The sequence below is a fragment of the Petrotoga miotherma DSM 10691 genome (assembly GCF_002895605.1).
GTDB lineage: Bacteria > Thermotogota > Thermotogae > Petrotogales > Petrotogaceae > Petrotoga > Petrotoga miotherma.
This window is the reverse complement of the sequence record NZ_AZRM01000005.1, coordinates 22118-44975: the sequence shown is the minus strand read 5'-3', so window position 1 is coordinate 44975 and position 22858 is coordinate 22118. Positions and strand designations below refer to the sequence as shown.

Genomic DNA, 22858 nt, shown 5'->3' with positions numbered 1-22858 from the left:
TTATACAACTGAGGGTTCTTCAATGATTTCTCCCCTATTGAATCTTTCTAAATCTAAAATTACATTGTAAGTTAATTGATCACCTGTAACTATATCTGCCATTAGAATACCAACGGCTGGTGCAAGCATGAAACCATGTCCACTGAATCCACAAGCTACATAGAGGCCTTCTACCTGGTTAATCTGTGATACTATTGGTTGTCTATCTGGTGAAATGTTGTATAAGCCAGCCCATTGCCTAATGACACGAATATTTTTAAGAGGAGGCAGCAACCACGTTGCCTTTTTTGACATAGTTTCAAGAAACTCCCATGAACTTTCCATGTTGTAACTAGGGGGCTCGTTCTCCGGTCCATATCCCATGATGAAGCTTCCATTGGGTTCTTGTTGACAGTAAATATTGTAGGAAAAGGACATCAACATTGGATCGAGTATATTTTTTACAGATTCTGTGACCAATATTTCGTGTCTTTCAGAGTAAATTGGCAGATCTATTCCAGCCATTTTAACTATATTTTGTGTCCAACCTCCTACTGCTACAACTACCTTCTTACATTCTATAAAACCTTTGTTTGTTTGTACACCTAGTACTGTGTCGTTTTTAGTTATTATGTCTTTGACTTCGGTAAATTTGTTTATTTCCACACCTAATCTTTGTGCAGCTTCAGCGTAACCCAAAGTCACTTGAAAAGGGTTGGCATGCCCATCTTTAGCACAGTAGGCGGCTCCTACCAATTTTTCTATGTTTAAGTCGGGAACGATTTCTTTAGCTTCTTTAGGAGTTAAAAGAATAGAAGGAATATTTAAACTGTGTTGAACTTCGATATTTTTTTTAAATTGTTCTAATTCTTTGTCAGAGTATGCTAGTAATAAGTAACCTTTTTGCTTTAATTCTATGTCTCTTTTTATTTGAAGGACATCTTCAAAGTGTTCAAAAATATGCATACTTTCACTTGCCAGAAGACAGTTTTGTTTGGTGCCCCATTGTTGCCTAACTCCTGCACCGCATCTACCAGTTGCTCCGCTTGAAAGATAGGATTTTTCAAGTAAAACTACATCTTTAACACCTTTTTTGGCAAGGTTATAGGCAATGGAACAACCTACGACCCCTCCTCCTATTATCACAACGTTTGCTTTATTTTTCATGTTTTTCACCTGCTAACTAATTTTATTAGAGTTTATTTATCATTCTCCATTACGGTTCCTTTTGTTACTTCTTCAAAGGTTATTCCTCCGTAGGGAGGTCTGATGCTTTGTAGTTCTATTTCTTCCATCGGTTTGCCCGTCATCTGTGAAATTTCTTTTGCGATCAATAAACCACAGGTTTTACCTTGGCAAGGTCCCATCCCGCTTCTTGTTACCCTCTTTATTTCTTCAACGGTGGTAAATCCTTTTCTTATGGCATCCCTTATTTCTTTTAAAGTTACATCTTCACATCTACAAATTATTACCTTGTTTTCATCCATGATTTCCTTCCTCCACTTTAAAATTCCTAGCTTGCAAATAATATTCTTTTGGAATTTCTATACTCACTGCGGCTGTTTTGTCTTGAAATTTTCCATCCAATATTCTTATTACTTTGCCATCACATAAGTATTTTCCCTCTCTATCAAATACCTTTACAATTTCTCCTTTATGGGGTCTTGGAAGAAATTCGTAAGGCATGATTACAACCGAGGTTGTTTCACTGAAATTTTTATGAATTACAAACATTGCCAGTCCTGGACATTTGCTAACACATATACCGCATCCGGTGCATTTTTCAAAGTCAACGTAGGGAATGTTGTTGATGTTACCATTTTCAGATATGGCGTTGAAAGGGCAGCTTTTTACGCAGGGGTCGCAAGGGAATCTTTGAAAGCACTCTGATATGGCTATAGGACCTTTGTCAAAGACCTTTTCTTCTGATGGTAACTTGTTTTTTAAGTTTTCTTCCGAAGGTACCCCAGTTTTCATCAAATGAGAGATATCGAGTGCTTCTTCTGAAAATTTTTCGTTATAATTTTTCCCGTGATTCAAACCTAATTTAGATAATCCTTTCCTAATTTTCTTGCCTACAGGTCCAGATCTTAGCAATTCTAATTCATTTTTAGCCTCTTCTATTCTTTCTTCAATTTCGTCTTTGCTGTTTTTTCCGATTCTTTTGGCAACGGATAAACCGGCAATTTGGCCTTCAATCATAGCTGCTGTTGCTTCTTCTATCCCTGAAACATCCCCTGCGACAAATAAATTTTTAATTGACGTTTCCATATTTTCATCTCTTAAGGGAACGTAGCCGCCCAGTTCTGAAACATAAGTGGTTTTCACTTTCCTTTGTTTTAACAGGTCAACCAACGGGGTTAATCCTACCGATAAACAGATTGCATCGCATTTGATAAGTTGCTCAGTACCTTTTACTTCATTCCAATTGCTGTCGAGTTCACATATTACCGCTCCTTCAACTTTTTCTTTTCCAATGGCTTTTTTTATGGTATGGGATGTTAAAATAGGTACGCCCAACCTTCTGAGTTTTGATGCATGAACAGAGTATCCACCTATTTTTGGCGCTGCTTCAACTATTGCAGCTACTTTTACACCAGCTTGTAGTAACTGGTAACAAACTATCAACCCAATATTTCCCGAACCAATCATTAAGACATTCGTAGCTGGTAATACGCCATAAACATTCATCAAAGTCTGAACTGCTCCGGCACCAAAAATGCCAGGAAGATCGTTATTCTCAAAAGCTAAAAATTTTTCTGATGCCCCCGTTGCAAAAATAATACTCTGAGGATAATATTTTTTCATTTTATGATCGTTTAATATAGTTACAATGTTATCTTCATAGATCCCCAAGACCCTAGAAGACAATAGCACTTCTATGTTGTTATTCTTGTTAACTTCATCGATTAGCTTCTTGAGTATATCTATTCCCCTTGTGCCTGCGTATTCCTTTTCTGAACCAAAAAATCTATGGGTTTGTTTTATTAGTTGTCCACCTAAAAATTCCCTTTCTTCTGTTAAAGATACTTTAATTCCATAATTAGCAGCAGCAAGTGCAGCTGAAAGTCCTGCAGGGCCTCCCCCTACGACCAATAATTCAAGGTTTTGGATTTTACTCATTTATCTCAACTCCAATATTTTCTGATTCTACTCTCATTCCATCTTTTAGAGGAGTTATGCACGTTCTTACGTTTGGAACCCCATCAACTGTCATCAAACAAGAGGAACAATGCCCAATAGCACAAAAAATTCCTCTTGGTCTTTTTAATTTCTTACTTTCACTGAATTTAAAAATACCATTTGCATACAAAGCTGCCGCAATGGTTTCTCCTTCGTAACCTATCAATTCTTTACCGTTGTAATAGAATTTTATTTGTTTTCCTCTATTAAAACATAGTATGGGATGATTTTGTATTCTCATTTTTTCTCCTTCTTAAATAAATTATATGCTACCTTCGCCCCGCAGCCTAGCTCACAAGTACCATACTTCTACTATTAATTGAATCATAATTTTCATTTTTTAAAAAAGGTGATTATAGACGATTATGAAAAAAATTTCATGATTAGGGACGATTAAAGCCAAATATTGAAGTTTTTTTCAATTTTTGAAAAACATTATAAGGTTAATTATTTCTTTATATAAAAAAAAGAGGCCTTTAGGCCTCTTCTCATCGTCTTTACTTTGAATTAGTCGTTGTAATAAGGACAATCTTGATATCTTTCTTGGTTGAATCTTTGGTTGTTTTGGTATCTTTGAAAATCTTGGTAGTCTTGATAATCCTTATACTGTTGATATCTTTTGAAATCTTGGTAATTTTGGTAGCCTTTATATCTTTGATAATCTTGGTTTTGTTGGAAATTTCCTTGATATCTTTCTTCAAAATTTTGAGATCGAACATTTTCCATATATCTCTGCATATTCACAATTCTATCTTGATATTTGATTTCTAAAGGTACAAAGTTTTTGTTGTCATTTATTATTACCTTATATCCAGTTAGTTCAATACTTTCGCCGGCTTTTACATTATCCAAAAGATTCTTGGGCACCCTTACTGAGTAAATTTCAGAGTCTACTTCAACACTCAAGGTTAAAGATACATCGTCATCCACTATGGTTTTGACAGTTCCTGTAACGGATACTGGTGAAACATCTTGAGATAATACTCTTTCTTGCAATCTTTCTTGAACTTGAAACATCTGGTTGTCAGGATCCTGATTTTGTACCTGGGACATTGGAGCCCCACCAGTTGGTCCTACTTGCGCAAATAGTGATCCGACTAAAAGAATACCTATAAAGAAAGACAGAAAAACTTTTTTCATACTAACACCTCCACTAAGTAATGTTTTATATTTTTGATACATCAAAATAATAAAACAATATGCTTAATATTCACTTAATGGAAGCTTAGAAGAAACTTAAAAAAACATGGTGGTAGTTTCAAAGTTTTAAACCGTCACTCCTAGATAAGTTTTCCTAACTTCATCGTTTTCTAAGAGATCTTCTGCAGGTCCTTCGAGAACAATTTTGCCTGTTTCTAAGACATAACCATAATGAGCGATTTTTAATGCACCAACGGCGTTTTGTTCTACAAGCAATATGGTTACTCCCTCTTCACATATTTTTTCTATAGTTTCTAAAACCTCTTTGACCAGAATCGGAGCTAGCCCAAGAGAAGGTTCGTCGAGCATCAGAACCTTTGGTCTTGACATTAGTCCTCTTGCAACCGCCAACATTTGTTGTTCTCCTCCAGATAGTGTGCCTCCAAGTTGTTTAAGTCTTTCCTTTAATCGTGGGAAAAGTTTAAGTACCCAATCGAAATCTTTGTTTATTTTTTCAGAGTCTTTGCGAGAATACGAACCCAATCGGAGGTTTTCTAAAACCGTTAGATTAGGGAATATACGTCTACCTTCAGGGACTAGAACCACTCCCTTTTCTACTATCTTATGTGTTTCCTGGTTTGTGATATCAGCATTATCGAAAAACACCTTTCCACTGCTCTTTTTAACTGCATTCATTATCCCATTCAAGGTAGTAGTTTTTCCCGCTCCATTTGATCCAATCAACGTTGTGATTTCATTCTTTTTGATTTCCATATCTATCCCTTTTACTGCATGGATGCTACCATAGTGAACGTGCATATCAGATATTTTAAGAATTATGTTTGAATTTTCACTGTTCATATTGCCAACTCCTCACCTAAATAGGCTTTTATTACCAAAGGATCTTTTTGAATCTCCTCCGGACTACCTTCAGCGATTTTTTTCCCATAATCCAATACATATATACGCTCACAAATTCCCATGATAACTTTCATATCGTGTTCTATAATGAGAATAGATAACTTATATTCCTGTCTTATATGTTTTATAAACTCCATCAATTCACTCGTTTCATGAGGGTTCATTCCTGCTGCGGGCTCGTCTAACAGAAGTAGTTTTGCTCCGGTGGCAATTGCTCTTGCGATTTCTAACTTTCTTTGTAATCCATATGGAAGAGAGTTTGCTTTGTCATTAGCGTAAATAGACAACCCGACTTCTTCTAGAAGATCCCAGGCTTCGTTTTGCATTTCTTTTTCTACTTTTAAAACGTCAGGAGTCTTTAAAACACTTTTAAAAAGCCAAATCCAACTCTTCAATTTCAAATGTTGAGAAACTAAAACATTTTCTAAAACTGTCATATCTTTAAACAAACGAATATTTTGGAAAGTTCTAGCAATTCCCAACTGAGTTATTTCGTGAGGTTTTTTAGAATTTATTTTTTGTTTCTTAAATAAAATTTTTCCAATGTCTGGAGTGTATATACCGGTGATCAAATTGAAAAGAGTGGTTTTCCCCGCTCCATTGGGACCTATTAGACCAAGTAATTCTCCATTTTTTAAATAGCCATTGAAATTGTTAACAGCTATTAAACCTCCAAATTTTTTGGTTACATTCTCAAATTCTAAGATATATTCGTTATTGTTTGTATTACTCATTGGAAGCCTCCTTGGGATTTTTCTAAGTCATTCATCCTCTCTCATTCTATTTTTGTTTTTTACCTTCATTATCAGTTTATAAATGCCATCCCATGTTATTTCATTTCTTCCCATTATGCCTCTTCTCCAAAATAGCATTATAATTATGAGAATGAGAGATAAAACCACCATTCTCATTCCCGGGATGCCTGGTATGTAGATAGGACCGATCGATATGGGTTCTTCTAAAACCCTTAGAAATTCTAATCCTACCGTATAAAGTGAAGCTCCGATTATGGCTCCACTAATACTCCCAAGTCCACCGATGACCACCATTATCAATATTTCAAAGGTTTTTTGAAACATGAAAGATTTAGGATCGATAGTGGTAATTAGGTGTGCCCACAATGCTCCACCAACTCCTGCAAAAAAAGAACCAATTACAAAAGTAACTACTTGATGAGAAAAAACATTAATTCCCATAGATTTAGCAGCAACTGGATCTTCCCTGATTGCCTTTAAAGCTCTTCCATAACTACTTTTAACTAAACTAGAAATGAAGACTACCGTTATTAAAGCAAACCCCCATGTCCACCAAAGGTTAGAATATTGTGGGATGCTTTTTAAGCCCAAAGCTCCATTTGTGATAGACCATGTATTATTTGCGATAACTCTCACTACTTCACCTAATCCAAGAGTTGCAATGGCTAAATAATCTCCTATTAAACGAAGAGATGGGGCAGCAACTAAATATCCAAACGCTGCGGCTACCAATCCCGCAATTATAATTGCAGGTAAGAAAGGGATTTGGATAACATTTAAAGGGTATATTAAAGGTTTTATCAAAAAACTTATTTCTTTTTGAGCAGGAGAAAGTGTGAAAATGGACGATACATATGCCCCAATTGCGATGAATCCAACATGTCCTAACGAAAAGATACCTGTAATACCGTTAATAAAGGTTAAACTTACGGCGAATATTATATTAATTGCCATTAAATTCAATATCAAAATTAAATAATCACTCGCTTTGTTATTAGCTGTCAACAGCAATAGAAAGATTGCCAATATAAAAAAAATAGTCAAAAAGAATTTGGTCTTAAAAGATAGCGTTTTTTCCATATTCACACCTTCTCCCCTATTTCAACACCGAGAAGCCCGTTTGGTTTTACTAGAAGAATAACTATCAAAATAATATAAGCAATAGCGTCTCTATATCCTGCCAAAGCAGGTAAGAATGCGACTATCATTATTTCTGCAACCCCTAAAATAAAACCTCCAAGCATAGCCCCTGGAATACTTCCTATTCCTCCGACAACAGCAGCTATAAATGCCTTTAAACCGGGGATCATGCCGGTATAAGGATAGATTTGAGGGTATTTCATAGCCCAAAGAATACCCCCGACTGCTGCTAAAGCGGACCCTAACATAAATGTTTGAGAAATAGTTCTATCAGTGTTTATGCCCATTAATTTTGCTGCAGTAACATCTTTGGAAACAGCTCTCATCGCCATGCCGGCTTTTGTTCTATAAACTATCCAAACCAATACAAGAAGTGCAAGAATAGAAGCACCTATAATAATAAAGGTTAATAAAGGTATCCTTACATCTCTAAATTTTAATACTTGTGCAAACTGTGTTGGGTAAACTCCTAATTGTGGATTGAATGATTTTGCCCTTCCACCAAAGACAACTATTGCGAAGTTTTGTAAGAAGAATGATACACCAATAGCTGTGATTAATCCTGAGATCTTGGGGGCATTAGCTTTTCTTAACGGTCTGTAGGCAACTCGTTCGATTGTAGCGCCTAATAGAGTTGTTAAAACAATAGCAAAAATAAAAGCTGCCCACCACGGAAATAAAAAGAGAGTAACTGCATAAAAAGCAAAATACATGCTAAAAGTAAAAATGTCACCATGAGCAAAGTTTATTAAATTGAGTATTCCATAAACCATAGTATAACCTATGGCAATAAGTGCATATATGCTACCAAGTGAGATGGCATTGGCTAGATGTTGAAAGAACATTTGGATAGTCAATTATGAGCCCCCTTTCTGGATCCAAGAAAATGTAGCCATCTCATTTTGTGAGATGGCTTTAATATTTTTAAATATCACATGCTGGGTTTTATAACGGTACGGAAAACAAATTGTCCATTTTCAACCATGTTGATTACCGCCGGTTTTATAGGGTTTCCAGAACCTTCAGGATACGTAATTGTACCAGCTACACCAGGAAAGTTTTTAGTTTTTGCTAGAGCGTCTCTAATTTTTACAGGATCTGTAGACTGTGCAGACTCAATAGCGTTAACTATTACCATGTAAGCATCGTACGCCAAAGCTCCAAATGCGTCGGCTCTTCTGTTGTATTCTTTTTGATAGGCCTCTACAAAAGGTTTAGTAGCAGGGGATAAATCTGCATCCTCGTGGAAGTAAGTTGTATAAGATACTCCTTCTACGTATTCTCCACCAATTTGTATTAGTTCAGGCGCGTCCGCACCATCCCCAGCGAACATGGGACCTGTGAAACCTAAATCTCTGGCTTGTTTGCAGATTAAGGCTATCTCAGCATAGTATCCTGGCATAAAAATAGCATCGGGATTTTTCGAAAGAGCGTCGGTAAGTTGAGCCGTGAAATCTTGGTCACCAGTTGTATAAAATTCAGTGAAGTAGGTTCCTCCAAACTGTTCAAAAGCTTTTTCAAAATAATTGGCAAGTCCCACGACGTAATCTTGTGCAACATCAATCATTATGGCGACGTTTTTAGCTCCAAGCTCCTCCCAGGCAAATGTTGCAAGTAGAGCACCTTGCAAGGTATCCTCAAAGCAGGTCCTGAAGACATACTTTTTGTTTTGAGCGACTAAAGGGTTAGTGGCGGTATTAACCACCATGGGTATTTGTCTTTCTTCTGCTATTGAAGCTGCGGCTAAGGCTGCTGAACTTGTTGCAGGCCCAATAACTGCTACTACTTTTTCGTGATCTATTAGTCTTCTTATCGCATTGGCAGCTTCTGCTTTGTCTGATTTGTTGTCGACAGCTACGACCTCTACTTTGATTTCTTTACCCCCGATGTTAACTGTTGGTTTCAACTTGTTGGCTAACATTACACCGTCTCTTGACATTTGACCATACCCAGAAACAGGTCCTGTTAGTTCGAAGTTCATACCAATTTTGATGACTTCTTGACCAAAGAGTGTGAAAGTCATAATAACTACCAAAAACACAAAAACAAAGGTTTTTTTCATGTTTTTCCCCTCCTCATATAATATGTGTGGATGTTATTTTGCTTAATAAAGTGTAGAAAAAATTTTCATAGTCTTTATCTTATGTGAACAGAATTTCATAAGAATATATTAATAATCTAACAGAAAAGAAATCAAATAGTAATTTTCTTAATTATACAACAAATAAAATTATAATGCAACTTTTTTTGCAGTCTTGTGCAAAAAGTTTTATTTATAATGTATTAAAAATACTTTCCAAATTCTCATTCGCGTAGCAAATGGCAAGTAGATAAAAAAATTGACCAGATTATTTCTGGTCAATTTTTGTTGTAATAAAAGATTATTAACTTTAAACTTTAACCTTCGATGATTTTTACCCTAAAATTTCTGTTTCTTGGACCATCGAACTCACAGAAATAAATTCCTTGCCATGTTCCCAATAAAAGCTTTCCATTTTCAATAATTAGAGACAATGTTGGTCCAACGAGCGTTGATTTTATATGCGAGTCAGCATTGCCTTCAAGATGTGAATATTCTTTGCTTTTAGGGATTTTATTTCTTAGAAAATCTGTGATGTCTTTTCTTACAGATGGATCTGCATTTTCGTTGATTGTTACGGCGGCAGTTGTATGGGGGACATATACTATCAAAATGCCTTCTTCTATTTTTGAATTTTCGACACTCTCTTGAATATAGCTGGTTATGTCGATCATTTCTTCTCTATTATGTGTTTTTAAAGAATAAGTGTATGTCATAATCTTCAACTCCTTTTTGTTATTGGTAAATTATATTAGCAACAATAGTAATAGAATTGCCTTCTTTGGAGACATGTACCTTAACATCTTCTTTTTTTACTGACAGATGTTTAACAGCATAATCTTTTATATAGTTTATCACGAAATCCAACTCTTCTTGTTTGACGTTTTCAAATCTCATTTGACTCTTTCCTCCGTTTTTTCGATCGGAGGCACTTAAGAAAGAGTTCATTCTTTTTATTGCGGTCTCCCTGCTTTTATTCTTTTTTCTTTTGAAAGGCCACATTTACCTTCACCCTCTTCTGAATATTTTTTTGATGAATTCCATAAATCCTTGAGGGGCATGGTCAACATCTATCAAATCTTTTTCTAACGGCACATCTTTTCCTAAGATTCTATCGCTTATATTATTGAAAACCGAATAAAGTTTGGCTCTTTGGTTCGTTGATATTGGAGCTCCTTCGTTAGAAGAAAGTAAAATTTCCTCACTATCAGGTATGATTCCAATTAAATTCAGTGCTAACGCTTCTTTAATGTCATCAGCAGAAAGCATTTCGTTTCTTCTAACAAGTCTCAATTTTAATCGATTTACAATTAGTGAAATGTGGTCGTCTGTATAGCCTTGATTTTCAAGCAACCCTACGACTCTATCTGCGTCGCTTATAGCAGTCAGGTCTGGTGTAGTAACAACGATAGCGTGTTGTGCAGATGAAACAGCATTTTGGAACCCTCTTTCTATTCCAGCTGGAGAATCTATAATGATATAATGGAAATGTTTAGAGAGTTTAGAGACTATATTGCTCATATCTTGGGGGGACATTAAATCTTTATTGGCAATCTGAGAAGAAGCCAATAAAGAGAGATTTTTCAATTGCTTGTGTTTTACGAGTGCTTCCATAACAGTTTTGTTACCACTTACAACATCCATTATAGTGTAAACTATTCTGTTTTCCAAACCCAAAATCAAATCCAGATTTTTCAATCCAATATCTGCATCTATAAGGCACACATTGTATCCTTTTTTTGCTAAGGTAGCCCCTAAATTAGCTACGATAGTAGTTTTACCAACTCCCCCTTTTCCGGAGGTAATAACAAACACCTTTGCATTTTCCATCTCTACCCCTCCACTAGAAAACTTTGCCCATTATTATAAGATTGAATTTTATATAATTATACAATGAAAAGTTAAGATGTTCTAAGGGCTAAACAGATTATACTACAAATTGGGTGAAAAATAAAAAATCGGGGAAAAATCCCCGATTAATTAAAAAACTATTTTTGTTACCTTATTATTCTTCGATACTTATGGCTTCAGTTGGACAAGCATCTATGGCATCTTGCACACATGGTGCGTCACTTTGTTCATCAATAACTTCGGCCTTTCCGTCATCTCCCATTTGGAATACGTCTGGGCATAAACTTTCACATATAGCGTCTCCTATACAAGCTTCTTTGTCAATAACTATCTTCATAGCTACACCTCCAAATAGTTTTTAAAAAGTTCTTTTTCTATCTGTTACATATACTACTAATTAAAACCATTTGATTATACCATAAATCTACACAATTAAATTTAAAAATTGATTTAAGAAAATATAACTACATTGAGTTAGTTCAGTTTCCTAATTTCTTCTACCACTCTGTCTACTATATTTATTCCAACTCGTTCTTGGGCTTCTTTTGTGGAAGCACCTATATGGGGTGTGGCTACAACGTTTGGTAAAGCAAAAAGTTCCTTGTAGAGATCACCCTTTGGAGGTTCTTCTTCGAAAACGTCCAATCCTACTCCAAGGAGCTTACCATTTTTCAGATATTTCAGCACAGCATTCTCGTCGAGGACACCTCCTCTTGCAGCATTAATTATTACTGCACCATCTTTCATCATTTGGATTTGGGGTTCACTTATAAAATGATAAGTTTTTTCGTTTTTTGGAATATGTAAAGAAATAACATCAGAATTTTGGAGTAATTCTTCTAAAGATACCTGTCTAACGTTATAATGCTTTAGCTCATCAGTACTTATATTAACAACATCAAACACCAGAGTATTGGTTTGGAAACCTTTTAGTAATTTTGCCAAATTTTTTCCTACATAGCCAAAGCCGATTATACCGAAGGTCTTTTCGGACAACTCCAATCCTTTTAGTTGTTTTTTCTCCCATTGTTCATTTTTTAGACCGATCGTTCCTATTGTAATATGTCGATAAATATCTAAAACCATTCCTATAACCAGTTCTGCAACGGATAAAGAATTTTGGCCCGGCGTATTTAAGACCGTTATACCTTTCGATTTAGCCGTGTCAACATCTATATTATCTAATCCCATACCCGCTCTACCTATGATCTTTAACTTATCTGCATGTTCTAATATTTCTCTCGTCACCTTAGTTGCACTTCTTACAATCAATACGTCAATTTCTTTAATCTTATCTTTAAGAACATCTTTTTCAAAATGTTCCGATGTGATTTCTACATTAGGTAATTCTTTTTGTAATTTTTTTAAAGCATTCTCATCTAAAGGGTCATTTATATGAATTTTCATCTTTTTTAAACCCCCTCTTTCATAAAAACTTCTTCAGCAGCTTTTACACCTTTACCTAGTTCAATCTCAAAACCAAATTTGTTAAAAGCCATTTCCAAGGCACTTACCGCAACAATAACATCAAATTTTGACATGTAACCAAGGTGGGCAATTCTTATTATTTTTCCTTTTAGCTGTGACTGACCACCAGCAAAGGTTACTCCCCATTCATCTCTCAAAAATTTAACTATACCTTTACCGTCAACATTCTGTGGTACTTTTATTGCAGTAAGGACGTTTCCGGGTCTTTCTGCAAAAAGTTCTAAGTTCATAGCTTTTGTAGCAGCCCTTGTTGCTTCAGCTAAGATTCTGTGTCTTTCCCAAACGTTTTCAATTGTTTCTTCTTTTAGCATGTCAGTTGATTTTAATAATTGGTAAACGAGGTTAACAGGAGGAGTGTAAGGGGAATCTGGGAAGCTCTTTTTATATGCTCTTAAGTCAAAGTAATATCTATGGCTGTTAGAATTTTCAACAATCTCCATTGCTTTCTCACTTAAAGCTATCATTGCTACGCCAGGAGGCATCATAAATCCTTTTTGAACTCCAGAAACTACAACATCAATGTTCCATTCATCCATTTTTAAAGGTTCGGCCAGCATTCCAGAAATAGCATCAACAACTAAAACTGCATTGGTTTCTTTTACAATCTCAGCTATTTCTTTGATGGGATGTACAACCCCTGTAGAAGTTTCGCTTAAGGTAGTGAAAACAGCTCTTGTTTCTGGATGTTTTTCTAGTTCTTTTTTGATTTGTTCTACTCGAACATATTTTCCCCATTCGATATCGATTTCTACTAAATTAGCGCCGTAAGCTTTACATAATTCGCACCATCTTTCTCCAAATTTTCCCCCATTTACGGCAATAGCCGTATCTCCAGGTGAAACGAGGTTAGCAACTGCGGCTTCCATTGCTCCTGTTCCGGACGCAGCTAAGGTGTATACGTTATTCTTCGTTTGAAAGAGATATTTGAGATTTTCTAAAGCTTTGTTTTGAATATCCAAATATTGTGGTGTCCTATGATGGATGGTATCCTTTGCACCTTCCAATAAAAGATCGATTGGAACAGGGGTTGGCCCTGGAGCCATGAGATAGTTCTTTCTTATTAACTTTGCCACGTATATCCCTCCTCTAAGAATTGTGAAAGTTTTCTTATAGTAATTTTACCATACTTTTTAAATATCAATATGGATCTTTTTTATCCTTTTTTGAGTTTTTAAGGTATTTTCTTAAAATGTAATGAAAAAATATTTTGAATCACAGCAATAAAATGTTATAATAAAAAAGGAATGAAGGTTGCACGAAAAAGGGGATCAGAAAACAACATGGGGAATGAGTATTCCTTAAGGGAACAAAAGATCTTGAGCTATATGGGGTTTGCTGCTAAAGCCAATAAGATAGTTTATGGTAAACAAGGGTTGAGGAATTATATTCGTTCATTTCAGAAGAAGAAAGTAATACTTATTCCAAGGGATACTGGTTCAAGAGTGAAATTAGATGTAATCAAACATTGTGAAATTTTCGATGTACCTTATATAGAATTGAACTCCCCAAAGTCAATTTTAGCTAAGGCTCTTGGTAAACAAAATATAAGCGTCGTCGGAATTACAGATGAAAATATTATCGAAGGAATATTGAAGACGTTCCAATAATGGAGGTGGTTTATAAGTGTCGAAGACCCGAATATACGAAGTCGCGAAGGAGTTAGGAATGAACTCTAAAGAATTAATGGAATTTTTGGAAAAGGAATTAAATATCTCTGTCAAAAGTCATATGAGCACTATAGAAGAGGAAACGGTGCAAGCTATTAAGGATCTTATTGAGGAAGAAAGGCAAGCTAAAAAGGAAGTAAAAAAGCAAAAAGAACCGCCAAAAGAAAAGAAAAAGACTCCAGAAAAAATAAAAGTCAAGGAAAAATTAGAAGAAGAACCTGTCGAAGAAAAGCCCGTAAGAGAAGTCACTATAACTACGCAAGAAATAACGCTTGATATTTTAGCGAAACGCCTCGAATTAGAACAAAACGATATTATAAAAGATATGTTTATGAAAGGCATAGTATTGAGGCCAGGTCAGAAACTAGATAAAACCATGGCAGAAGATATTAGTATGAGTTATAACGTTATTTTGAATTTTGAAATCGAAAAAGAGGAAGCAGAAGAGAAAGAAGAAGATGTAGAAGTTATTCTTGCCAAAAAGTGGAACGATATTTATGAAAAAGAGAAAGACAAATTGGCTCCACGTCCACCGGTTGTCACTATTATGGGACACGTTGATCATGGGAAAACGACTCTATTAGATAAAATTAGAAATACCCATGTTGCTGATAAAGAAGAAGGCGGTATTACTCAATCTATAGGTGCTTACCAGATAGAGTATAACGATCAAAAGATTACTTTTATCGATACCCCTGGTCATGAAGCATTTACAGAAATGAGAGCCAGAGGAGCTCAAGTTACGGATATAGTTGTTCTTATCATTGCGGCAGATGATGGGGTGATGCCTCAAACAATAGAGGCTTATAATCATGCAAAAAGTGCCAACGTTCCTATAATAGTGGCGATAAATAAAATTGACAAACCTAATGCCAACATTGAATTAACAAAACAACAGATGGTATCTAAACTCAATCTTATTCCAGAAGATTGGGGTGGAAATACTATAACTATTCCAATTTCTGCAAAAACAGGTAAAGGAATCGATGAGTTATTGGAAATGATAATTCTAGTAGCTGAAATGCAGGAGATAAGATGTATCCCTGAAGGAAAGGCTAGAGCAGTGATAATAGAAAGTCGGGTTGATAAGGCTATGGGGCCTTTGGGAACGGTTATAGTTAAAGATGGGATATTGAAAGTTGGAGATGACTTTATTTCAGGTTCTACTTATGGTAGGGTCAGAAGAATGATAAATGACAGAGGAGAAAGTTTAAAAAGAGCCGTTCCTTCCACTCCTGTACAAGTTTTAGGTTTTAACGACGTTCCGAACACACATTCTATTATGTATGTGGTTGATTCAAAAGAAGAAGCTCGAGCATTAGCAGAAAAAATCAAAGAAAAAGAAGAAGAAAAAAGTAAAGGTCCAGCTAAAAGACACATGAGGCTTGAAGATATTATGCAAAAAATGGAAGAGGAAGAAAAAAAGAAATTAAATATTTTATTAAAAGCTAGTACTTATGGAGAAATAGAGGCTTTAAAGAATGCTATTCAAAAGTTCGAAAATCCAGAAATAAATATAGAAATTATACATGCCGGGATAGGGCCTGTAAGCACAAGCGATATAATGTTAGCTTCCGCTTCAGATGCGATTGTTCTGGGTTTTAGAGTAAAAGCTGATTCAAAGGCATTAAAGATGGCAGAAGCTGAAGGAATAGAAGTTAGAAGGTATAATATTATATTTGACTTGATTGATGATATCAAGAAAGCTTTAGAAGGTATGTTAGAGCCTATTCAAAAGGAAGAGCTTACTGGAAATGGTGTAATTAAAGAAGAGTTCAAGATAAAAGGTGTAGGAAAAATTGCTGGTGTTCAAGTAAATGAAGGTTACGTTCAAAGGGATGGTGGAGTTAGAATCTATAGAAATGGTGGTTTAGTTGCCGATGTGAAAATTAAGAGTTTGAAACATTATAAAGATGAAGTTAAATCCATTGAAGCACCTAAAGAATGTGGAATTCAATTTGAAAATTTCGAAGATTTCACTAAAGGTGATGAATTAGAATTTTATAAACATGTATTTGTTAAACGAGAATTGGATTTGGAACAAAAAACTAAATAATTAGGTGTTTTGATAAAAGTAAATGGGGGATATGATAATATGGGTTCTGAATATAAGGTAGTTGGAATTAGGGGAGCAACTTCTTTAACCGAAGACCATCCAATGAAAGTAACTGAAAATGTTATAGAGCTATGGAATGAAATAATGAATAAAAATGATATATCACGTATAATATCGGTGATATTTTCTGTAACACCTGACATCAAAAGTCTCAATCCTGCTACCATTTTACGTGAGAAATTAGATCTGAATAACGTTCCTTTTATGAGTTTAGAAGAAGCTTCATTTAACGATTCTCGAAAAAAAATAATAAGGGTGCTGATTATTTGTGAAAGCAGCACCCAAAATTTTGTATACTTACATGAGGCAAAAAATTTAAGAACAAAAAAAGAATAATCTTTTTATATTTCACTTTGAGAATTTATTAAATCTAAAATTTCGCTTTTTGTATTGAAATATTCGTCTGAATGAAGTATATATTTTGCTTTTTGAGTTAGCAACTTGTTAGTAAAATCTAAGGTGAATTCTTTTATTATTTTTCCAGGCCTGGGAGACATAACTAAAACTTTTGTACCTAGCATTAAAGCTTCGTCTACGTCATGGGTTATGAAAAATATACTACACTTATTTTCTAACCAAATATTTCGAATCAAATTTTGCATGTTGCTTCTAGTAAATGCGTCTAAAGATCCGAAAGGTTCATCCATTAAGATAACTTCAGGATAATTTGCTAAAACTCTTGCAAGAGCTACTCGCTGTTTCATACCTCCCGAAAGTTCAAAAGGGTATTTTTCTTCAAAACCAGTAAGATCAACTTCTTGAATAAAGAATTTTGAAATTTCTTCGATTTTATCTTTTGGTACACCCCTACTTTTTGGTCCAAACTCTATGTTCCCTTTAACAGTCAACCATGGATAGAGTGTAGGGGACTGAAATACAACTCCTCTATGCCAGTCTGGCCCTTCTATAGGGTTTTCATGCATCAAACATTTTCCAGAAGTTAATGGGATGAAACCTGCTATTACTCTTAGCAAAGTACTTTTTCCGCAACCGGAGGGCCCTAAAATACAAAGAAACTCACCTTTTTTTAATTCTAAATTAACACCTTTCAATGCTTCTATTAAACCGGTTTTTGTTTCGTAATTGACACTCAAATTTTCAATTTTTATCAAAGTTTCTTTATAAAGATTGTCTATATCTCATCATCCTTTTCTAAGGATTTTTCAATGTAATAAGGATTAATATATTCGCTAAATTCTTCTAAGCTTGGTGAATTTTCGATAAAACCCTGAGCTTTTAAAAAATCCGATGTATCTTTCATAACTCTTACAAAATTCCCTGGTTTTTCACTTGTGCCCATATATTTTTGACTGATCATTTCTTCTCTTGTGAGCCAAATTGAACCTTGCATTTGGATTAAAGCAGTTTCAGGAGATATTCCTAAATTTCTTGAAACTATCTCAGCGGCACGTTCTGGATCATTTAAATATATGTCGTTTGCTTCAGCCAAACAGTCTATAAAAGATACAACTAAATCAGGGTACTTTTCTGAAAAGTTTTTACTTACTAAAGCAACATTTGCTGTAATATAGCCCCTTTCTAACATATCCTCACTGGAAATTAAAACTCTTCCACCATTTTCTATAAGTTCACCTAAAGAAGGTTGCCAAGTATAGGCAGCGTCTATATCGCCTCTTGACCAGGCAGCAACTATCTCGGTTGTTTTCATATCTAGGAGTTGAACTTTTTCTTCTATTCCAGCTTCTTTGAGAATATTCAATAAAATATAATGACTAGTGGAAGCAAAAGGAGTTGCTATCTTTTTACCAACAAGATCGTTTATACTGTTTATTTCATCGTTCTCTCTAACGACCAAAGCCTCTATATCACCTAAGACTTCGTGTATCCAAATTAACTCTACATCAAGGTTTCTAACAAAAGCAATGATAGAATTTATGTTCCCCATAGTAGCAAAATCTATACTTCCTGAGGCAAAAGCTTGATTGGCCTCTACTCCAGAATCAAAAACTATAAAATTACATTGGATACCTTTATCAGAAAAGTATTTATCAAATAGCCCTTGTTCAATAGCAATTGTTTCATCGTTAGGTACCCTTAAAATTCCAATGTTAATCTCCTTGGGTAAATCTTGCTGACCCTTATTACAACTTGTAAAGATAAGAGTTATCATTATAATTAAAGCAAAAAATAGTAAAGATTTCATTAATTTACTTTTCATATATACCATAACACCTCCTCTAAAGAAGAAACCAGCTTTTAAACCTTACCTTTCCAGAAAATTAATTTTCTTTCTAAAGATCGTAATCCGTAATCTATCAAAACACCACTGATTCCCATTATAAAAATGCCGACGAATATAACATCGCTTTTTAAATAGTTAGAAGCGTCAATTACCATCCAGCCGATACCAGAGGTAGCTGCAACCATTTCAGAAGAAACAAGAGTTGTGTATGCAACTCCAAAAGAAGTTCTAATTCCTGTAAATATTTCAGGTAGACATGCAGGTAATACAATTTTAAAAAACACATTCATTTGATTTGCTCCCAAAGATCTTGCACTCAATATATAATCTTGGTTTATTCCTCTCACGGCGGAAACACAAGCTATGTATATAGGAGCAAAGGCGGCTAAAAAAAGTAAAACTTCTTTTGATAAATCTCCTATACCAAACCACAAAATAAGGATCGTGTAATAAGCTAGAGGTGGTAAAGGCCTATAAAACTCTACGATAGAATCAATTATTGCTTCCACTTTTTTAAAATAACCGCTTAAAAGTCCTATGGGTAAAGCAAATATGATTGCAAAGGCTAAGGAAACGAATAATCTTTTGAAACTTGTTCCTAAATGCACCCATAAGGGAATATTGTTGTATCCATCTCTGGCTAAACTTAAAAATGCTGACCAGACTCTTTCGGGTGAAGGTAGCAAAGTTGGAGTGAATATTTCTAGTTTTGTAACAATATACCAGGTTAAAAATATCGTTAACCACGTAAATACTGTTAATAAAATGTGATTGTTTTTTTTGTTTGATTCATTATTATTCATACAAACAATTCCTTCTCTTTTTACAAATATTTCAGATGAAAGGCCATCAATTTTCTTGATGGCCTGTGAATTATAACACACTTTTCATCATATTAACTATAAAATCATTCAAAGTTATAGGCTGTAACTATCTTTTCTCTACCAGTGATTTGGTCTAAATAATATTCATAATAGCATATACCCAAGAATGAACCGGAAATATTAAAAACATTATTGAAACCTTTTCCCTGAAGGGCCATAACAGCATTATAACTTCTTTGAGAAGAGCGACAATGAATATAAACTGGGCGATCTTTAGGTATTTCCTTTAGTCTATCCCTAAGTTCACTCAACGGTATATTAACAGAGGTTTTTAGATGCCCTTTTTCGTATTCATCCTTTTCACGACAGTCGATGATGAAAGAACCATTCTCCACAAGTTCTCGAACTTTAGATACAGGGACTTGTCTGAATCTACCATGTAATAGATTTAAACCAACTAGCGCAGCATGATTAACTGGATCTTTAGCAGTGGAAAACAGAGGTGCATAACATAGTTCTAATTCTTTTAAGTCTTCTAATGTCCCATTCATACGAATTAGTGTGGCTATCACATCGATTCGTTTAACAGCATCCCCTTTGCTAATCGCTTGTGCTCCAAGTATTCTTCCAGTAGGAACTTCGTATATCAACTTTAAATGTAGCTGATAACTATTCGGCATTAAGCCGACTTTATCCTGAGGAATGATATAAACAAAGTCGTAAGGAATACCATTAGCTTTAGCTTTTTTTTCATTGAATCCTGTGGCAGCCGCATTTAAATTGAAAACTTTCACAACCGATGACCCAATCGCACCTTTATTTATATGAGGTATATTATAAATATGATCTGCTGCAGCCCTTGCTTGCCTTTGGGCAGGACCAGCAAGAGGTAGTCTTAAGGGTTTACACGATAAAGCACAGTAAGTTTCTATGGCATCTCCGACAGCATAGATATCATCATCACTTGTTCTGTAGTTATGATCTACTTTAATCCCACCTGTTTCACCTATTTCCAAACCGGCCTCTTTTGCCAAAGAGGTTTCAGGGCATACTCCTACAGCCATTATAACAGCTCCAGCATTTACTTTTTTGCCGGATTTTAGTTCTACATAATCATCAAAGATTTTGATTACAGAATCGCTTAAAATAAGGTTTACACCGTTATCGTATAACTCTTTATGTAAGATCTGAACCATATCGTAGTCAAAAGGTTGCATTACTTGATCTAATGCTTCTATCAAATGAACGTTATAACCCGCTAATTTAAGATTTTCTGCAACTTCAATTCCAATATAACCTCCTCCAACTACTGCCACATCTTTTATGTTGTTTTTTTCTATGTAATCTTTAATTTTAACTATATCTACTACGTTTCTGACTGTAAATACATTTGTTCTATCTATTCCTTCAATACTTTTTGGAAGAATTGGTTTTGCCCCTGGAGAAAGAACCAATTTGTCATAATGCTCTTCGTATTCTTCTTCCGTTTTCGTATTTCTAACAACGACTTTCTTTTCATCTCTTACAATTTTTATGACTTCACTGTTAACCCTTGCTTCGATGTTATACTGTTTTTTAAATTGTTCTGGTGTCATCAAAACTAAATCATCACTATTTTCTACCATACCACTTAAGTGAAATGGTAAGGCACAATTGGAGAAGGAAACATGAGGTCCTCTTTCAAACATTATTATTTCAGCAGATTCATCAAGCCTTCTTGCTCGTGCTGCTACTGAGGCACCTCCAGCAACTCCTCCAACTATAAGTATTCGTTTACCCATTTTAAAGTCCTCCTTTAGTTGACAAAGAATAAATGTTATTGTGACAATAAATCTTCTTTTTTTCTAAAAAGTTTATAACTATAGTATTAATCCTTATTCACTTTAAAATCTGTTTTTGATGGTATCTTATAAAATATCTTATTGCTAACCACAGCACCTAAAATCATGAAAGCCAAAAATATCCAACCAGATAATGAAAATTCGGCTATAGGGCTGTATAATGCCCCAACGTTACAACCATTGGCAAAACGAGTTCCGAATCCCATTAAAATACCGCCCAATGAGTATAAAAAGGCTTCTTTTCCAGTTACACGCAACTCTGATTTAAAAGACTCAACAAATTTACCTGCTGATAGAAGATAAGTTAGCGCTCCTACTACTATTCCAAAGTTTTGAACTAACGATGGATTTTGAAAAAAAGGTGTAGCAAAGGTAGCAGCAGGCATTTTTGTAAACTCAGCAAGAGCTTCTCCAGAAACACCAAAAACCATTAGTACTTTGCCTATTAGCACCCCATGTGGAGTAGAAGCTCCCCAACCAGCCTTTGTAACTCCAAACAATAGAACAAAAAGTATGCTTAAAACTACTGCACCTTCAGTTAAAGTCCAAGGTTTCACAAATATATGATTATAAGTTTCTTGACTAAAAAATTTGAAATTAGAAAGATCTAATTTTTTTCTGCTTTCTTGTTCCTTTTCCGAAGGAACTCCAAAATAAGTTTTTTCCTTCCTTCTCTTTTTTTCATATTGGTAAGATGTAAAAATCACTATGGAGGAAAATATTGCTAACAATAAGATAGCTCCCAAATAACCTTGAAAACCGTCCCATTTGAATAAATCCGGTAGAAAAACACCTCCTTTGAACTTAGCTCCAGTTGGAGATGTAATCCAGGAATTGGTAACCCATCCAGCCGTTCTTTGAATAGGAAATCCTAGAAAAACACCTATTCCAAAAAATATCAACGTTATCAAAGCTCTTGTAAATCCCATAGTTAAGTCGGTAAGCACACCTGTAGCACAACAAACGGACAGAGACATACCAAAACCAAAAAGAAAGGCTCCCAGCAGTAAACCAAAATTAATTGGATTTATCCAAAGGCTGTAATTAGTTGGATCTGAATTAAACAAAAATCCCATGATCATCAAAGAGGTTATAAAAAACATGAATATCATAGCACGCATGAGTTGAGTAGATCCTGTTCTATAAGCCCTATTAACACTTCCAGCAAACCCTGTATAAGCTCTAGCTAAGGTGTATCCAAAACCTACTCCTATCAAAAGTCTAAAAAAAAGCATATCTGTTGCTAAAAGTGTGTTTCCAAGAATGAGAATTAGTGCAAAACTTAACAAACCAAGAACCTTTTCTACTGTTTTAGTCATACTTTTTCCTCCCGTCTAAAGTCATTTTTAAAACAAAAGTTTTGAATTACTAAAAGATGGGTTTTACCAAAACCTTAGTTAAATATTTAAACTTCACCCCCCTTTTTTCTTGTTAAATAGTTCACGAAGTACACTTAAAAAAGAATAACAAATATTTTTTAACACCCAAAATTATAGTTGTTATTTCTTTCACTAATTGAGATTCGAAATTATTCTAACAAAAAAAGTAAAAATAGAATTAACTTTATCAGCTTTTTAATAAAGAAAGATTAAATAAAGGTTATTTCATAAGTTTTGAATAAATTGAGTTTAATGTTATAATTAAAAAAGAGGTTTTTTTCAACAATTTTA

The 22858-nt window shown here is 34.8% G+C and carries 24 protein-coding genes; 3 read left to right on the top strand and 21 right to left on the bottom strand.

The genetic code is table 11. The features are described from left to right. The 16 genes from X928_RS00685 to X928_RS00615 all read right to left on the bottom strand — a co-directional run bounded on the left by X928_RS00685 (position 1) and on the right by X928_RS00615 (position 13610). Positions 1-1146, bottom strand: coding sequence for an NAD(P)/FAD-dependent oxidoreductase (locus X928_RS00685; protein WP_103078050.1), 1146 nt, complete (start codon positions 1144-1146; stop codon positions 1-3). Between the two features lie 32 nt (positions 1147-1178). Next, entirely contained in the window at positions 1179-1466 is a 288-nt protein-coding gene (locus tag X928_RS10135; protein WP_211286410.1) for a (2Fe-2S)-binding protein, read from the bottom strand. Then, positions 1459-3102 carry an FAD-dependent oxidoreductase gene (locus tag X928_RS00680; protein ID WP_211286409.1) on the bottom strand — a complete coding sequence of 548 codons (1644 nt, stop codon included), beginning with the start codon at positions 3100-3102 and terminating at the stop codon, positions 1459-1461. The genes X928_RS10135 and X928_RS00680 overlap by 8 nt, the downstream gene beginning before the upstream one ends. Continuing rightward, entirely contained in the window at positions 3095-3403 is a 309-nt protein-coding gene (locus tag X928_RS00675; RefSeq protein ID WP_103078049.1) for a (2Fe-2S)-binding protein, read from the bottom strand. Before X928_RS00675 ends, X928_RS00680 begins: the two co-directional genes overlap by 8 nt. 266 nt (positions 3404-3669) lie before the next feature. Next, positions 3670-4302, bottom strand: coding sequence for a hypothetical protein (locus tag X928_RS00670; protein WP_103078048.1), 633 nt, complete (start codon positions 4300-4302; stop codon positions 3670-3672). Positions 4303-4428: 126 nt separating this feature from the next. Continuing rightward, positions 4429-5163: an ABC transporter ATP-binding protein gene (locus X928_RS00665; RefSeq protein ID WP_103078047.1), complete on the bottom strand. Its 735-nt coding sequence runs from the start codon at positions 5161-5163 to the stop codon at positions 4429-4431. Further along, the gene (locus X928_RS00660; RefSeq protein ID WP_103078046.1) at positions 5160-5957 is read right to left on the bottom strand and encodes an ABC transporter ATP-binding protein; all 798 of its coding nucleotides are present in this window, start codon (positions 5955-5957) and stop codon (positions 5160-5162) included. The genes X928_RS00665 and X928_RS00660 overlap by 4 nt, the downstream gene beginning before the upstream one ends. A 27-nt stretch (positions 5958-5984) precedes the next feature. Continuing rightward, positions 5985-7058, bottom strand: coding sequence for a branched-chain amino acid ABC transporter permease (locus X928_RS00655; RefSeq protein WP_103078045.1), 1074 nt, complete (start codon positions 7056-7058; stop codon positions 5985-5987). Positions 7059-7060: 2 nt separating this feature from the next. Next, positions 7061-7975, bottom strand: coding sequence for a branched-chain amino acid ABC transporter permease (locus X928_RS00650; RefSeq protein ID WP_103078044.1), 915 nt, complete (start codon positions 7973-7975; stop codon positions 7061-7063). A 74-nt stretch (positions 7976-8049) separates the two neighbouring features. Next, entirely contained in the window at positions 8050-9180 is a 1131-nt protein-coding gene (locus tag X928_RS00645) for an ABC transporter substrate-binding protein (protein ID WP_103078043.1), read from the bottom strand. 335 nt (positions 9181-9515) lie between these two features. Then, on the bottom strand, positions 9516-9914 hold the full coding sequence (locus X928_RS00640; RefSeq protein ID WP_103078042.1) for a secondary thiamine-phosphate synthase enzyme YjbQ: 399 nt from the start codon (positions 9912-9914) through the stop codon (positions 9516-9518). Positions 9915-9933: 19 nt separating this feature from the next. Continuing rightward, positions 9934-10200 carry a hypothetical protein gene (locus tag X928_RS00635; RefSeq protein ID WP_103078041.1) on the bottom strand — a complete coding sequence of 89 codons (267 nt, stop codon included), beginning with the start codon at positions 10198-10200 and terminating at the stop codon, positions 9934-9936. Between the two features lie 6 nt (positions 10201-10206). After that, entirely contained in the window at positions 10207-11028 is an 822-nt protein-coding gene (gene minD, locus X928_RS00630; RefSeq protein WP_103078040.1) for a septum site-determining protein MinD, read from the bottom strand. Positions 11029-11203: 175 nt separating this feature from the next. Beyond that, complete coding sequence (locus tag X928_RS00625) at positions 11204-11386, bottom strand: ferredoxin (protein WP_103065168.1); 183 nt, start codon at positions 11384-11386, stop codon at positions 11204-11206. Between the two features lie 137 nt (positions 11387-11523). After that, positions 11524-12456 carry a D-2-hydroxyacid dehydrogenase gene (locus tag X928_RS00620; protein WP_103078039.1) on the bottom strand — a complete coding sequence of 311 codons (933 nt, stop codon included), beginning with the start codon at positions 12454-12456 and terminating at the stop codon, positions 11524-11526. 5 nt (positions 12457-12461) lie between these two features. Then, positions 12462-13610, bottom strand: coding sequence for a pyridoxal-phosphate-dependent aminotransferase family protein (locus X928_RS00615; protein ID WP_103078038.1), 1149 nt, complete (start codon positions 13608-13610; stop codon positions 12462-12464). A gap of 171 nt (positions 13611-13781) precedes the next feature. Here X928_RS00615 and X928_RS00610 point away from each other — a divergent pair, with 171 nt between their 5' ends. Genes X928_RS00610 through X928_RS00600 form a run of 3 tightly spaced genes read left to right on the top strand, consistent with a single transcriptional unit; the run spans position 13782 to position 16656 of the window. Beyond that, positions 13782-14144 (top strand): L7Ae/L30e/S12e/Gadd45 family ribosomal protein, encoded by a 363-nt coding sequence (locus X928_RS00610; RefSeq protein WP_245857138.1) that lies wholly within the window; start codon positions 13782-13784, stop codon positions 14142-14144. 16 nt (positions 14145-14160) lie between these two features. Further along, positions 14161-16260, top strand: coding sequence for a translation initiation factor IF-2 (infB, locus tag X928_RS00605; protein ID WP_103078036.1), 2100 nt, complete (start codon positions 14161-14163; stop codon positions 16258-16260). Between the two features lie 39 nt (positions 16261-16299). Further along, positions 16300-16656: a chorismate mutase gene (locus X928_RS00600; RefSeq protein ID WP_103077472.1), complete on the top strand. Its 357-nt coding sequence runs from the start codon at positions 16300-16302 to the stop codon at positions 16654-16656. A gap of 5 nt (positions 16657-16661) precedes the next feature. Here the strand turns inward: X928_RS00600 and X928_RS00595 are convergent, their stop codons facing one another. The 5 genes from X928_RS00595 to X928_RS00575 all read right to left on the bottom strand — a co-directional run bounded on the left by X928_RS00595 (position 16662) and on the right by X928_RS00575 (position 22507). Continuing rightward, complete coding sequence (locus tag X928_RS00595) at positions 16662-17432, bottom strand: ABC transporter ATP-binding protein (RefSeq protein WP_211286408.1); 771 nt, start codon at positions 17430-17432, stop codon at positions 16662-16664. 20 nt (positions 17433-17452) lie between these two features. After that, complete coding sequence (locus X928_RS00590) at positions 17453-18499, bottom strand: taurine ABC transporter substrate-binding protein (RefSeq protein WP_103078063.1); 1047 nt, start codon at positions 18497-18499, stop codon at positions 17453-17455. 38 nt (positions 18500-18537) lie between these two features. Further along, positions 18538-19326 carry an ABC transporter permease gene (locus X928_RS00585; RefSeq protein WP_103078035.1) on the bottom strand — a complete coding sequence of 263 codons (789 nt, stop codon included), beginning with the start codon at positions 19324-19326 and terminating at the stop codon, positions 18538-18540. Positions 19327-19430: 104 nt separating this feature from the next. Next, on the bottom strand, positions 19431-21128 hold the full coding sequence (locus tag X928_RS00580; protein WP_103078034.1) for an FAD-dependent oxidoreductase: 1698 nt from the start codon (positions 21126-21128) through the stop codon (positions 19431-19433). A gap of 86 nt (positions 21129-21214) precedes the next feature. Continuing rightward, entirely contained in the window at positions 21215-22507 is a 1293-nt protein-coding gene (locus tag X928_RS00575; RefSeq protein WP_103078033.1) for a YeeE/YedE family protein, read from the bottom strand. Positions 22508-22858 lie beyond the last annotated feature (351 nt).

What these genes read in the sequence shown, in the direction of transcription:
- X928_RS00685 (WP_103078050.1), bottom strand. Translation starts at nt 1,146, where the DNA reads ATGAAAAATAAAGCAAACGTTGTGATAATAGGAGGAGGGGTCGTAGGT.
- X928_RS10135 (WP_211286410.1), bottom strand. Translation starts at nt 1,466, where the DNA reads ATGGATGAAAACAAGGTAATAATTTGTAGATGTGAAGATGTAACTTTA.
- X928_RS00680 (WP_211286409.1), bottom strand. Translation starts at nt 3,102, where the DNA reads ATGAGTAAAATCCAAAACCTTGAATTATTGGTCGTAGGGGGAGGCCCT.
- X928_RS00675 (WP_103078049.1), bottom strand. Translation starts at nt 3,403, where the DNA reads ATGAGAATACAAAATCATCCCATACTATGTTTTAATAGAGGAAAACAA.
- X928_RS00670 (WP_103078048.1), bottom strand. Translation starts at nt 4,302, where the DNA reads ATGAAAAAAGTTTTTCTGTCTTTCTTTATAGGTATTCTTTTAGTCGGA.
- X928_RS00665 (WP_103078047.1), bottom strand. Translation starts at nt 5,163, where the DNA reads ATGAACAGTGAAAATTCAAACATAATTCTTAAAATATCTGATATGCAC.
- X928_RS00660 (WP_103078046.1), bottom strand. Translation starts at nt 5,957, where the DNA reads ATGAGTAATACAAACAATAACGAATATATCTTAGAATTTGAGAATGTA.
- X928_RS00655 (WP_103078045.1), bottom strand. Translation starts at nt 7,058, where the DNA reads ATGGAAAAAACGCTATCTTTTAAGACCAAATTCTTTTTGACTATTTTT.
- X928_RS00645 (WP_103078043.1), bottom strand. Translation starts at nt 9,180, where the DNA reads ATGAAAAAAACCTTTGTTTTTGTGTTTTTGGTAGTTATTATGACTTTC.
- X928_RS00640 (WP_103078042.1), bottom strand. Translation starts at nt 9,914, where the DNA reads ATGACATACACTTATTCTTTAAAAACACATAATAGAGAAGAAATGATC.
- X928_RS00635 (WP_103078041.1), bottom strand. Translation starts at nt 10,200, where the DNA reads ATGTGGCCTTTCAAAAGAAAAAAGAATAAAAGCAGGGAGACCGCAATA.
- minD (WP_103078040.1), bottom strand. Translation starts at nt 11,028, where the DNA reads ATGGAAAATGCAAAGGTGTTTGTTATTACCTCCGGAAAAGGGGGAGTT.
- X928_RS00625 (WP_103065168.1), bottom strand. Translation starts at nt 11,386, where the DNA reads ATGAAGATAGTTATTGACAAAGAAGCTTGTATAGGAGACGCTATATGT.
- X928_RS00620 (WP_103078039.1), bottom strand. Translation starts at nt 12,456, where the DNA reads ATGAAAATTCATATAAATGACCCTTTAGATGAGAATGCTTTAAAAAAA.
- X928_RS00610 (WP_245857138.1), top strand. Translation starts at nt 13,782, where the DNA reads ATGAAGGTTGCACGAAAAAGGGGATCAGAAAACAACATGGGGAATGAG.
- X928_RS00600 (WP_103077472.1), top strand. Translation starts at nt 16,300, where the DNA reads ATGGGTTCTGAATATAAGGTAGTTGGAATTAGGGGAGCAACTTCTTTA.
- X928_RS00590 (WP_103078063.1), bottom strand. Translation starts at nt 18,499, where the DNA reads ATGAAAAGTAAATTAATGAAATCTTTACTATTTTTTGCTTTAATTATA.
- X928_RS00585 (WP_103078035.1), bottom strand. Translation starts at nt 19,326, where the DNA reads ATGAATAATAATGAATCAAACAAAAAAAACAATCACATTTTATTAACA.
- X928_RS00580 (WP_103078034.1), bottom strand. Translation starts at nt 21,128, where the DNA reads ATGGGTAAACGAATACTTATAGTTGGAGGAGTTGCTGGAGGTGCCTCA.
- X928_RS00575 (WP_103078033.1), bottom strand. Translation starts at nt 22,507, where the DNA reads ATGACTAAAACAGTAGAAAAGGTTCTTGGTTTGTTAAGTTTTGCACTA.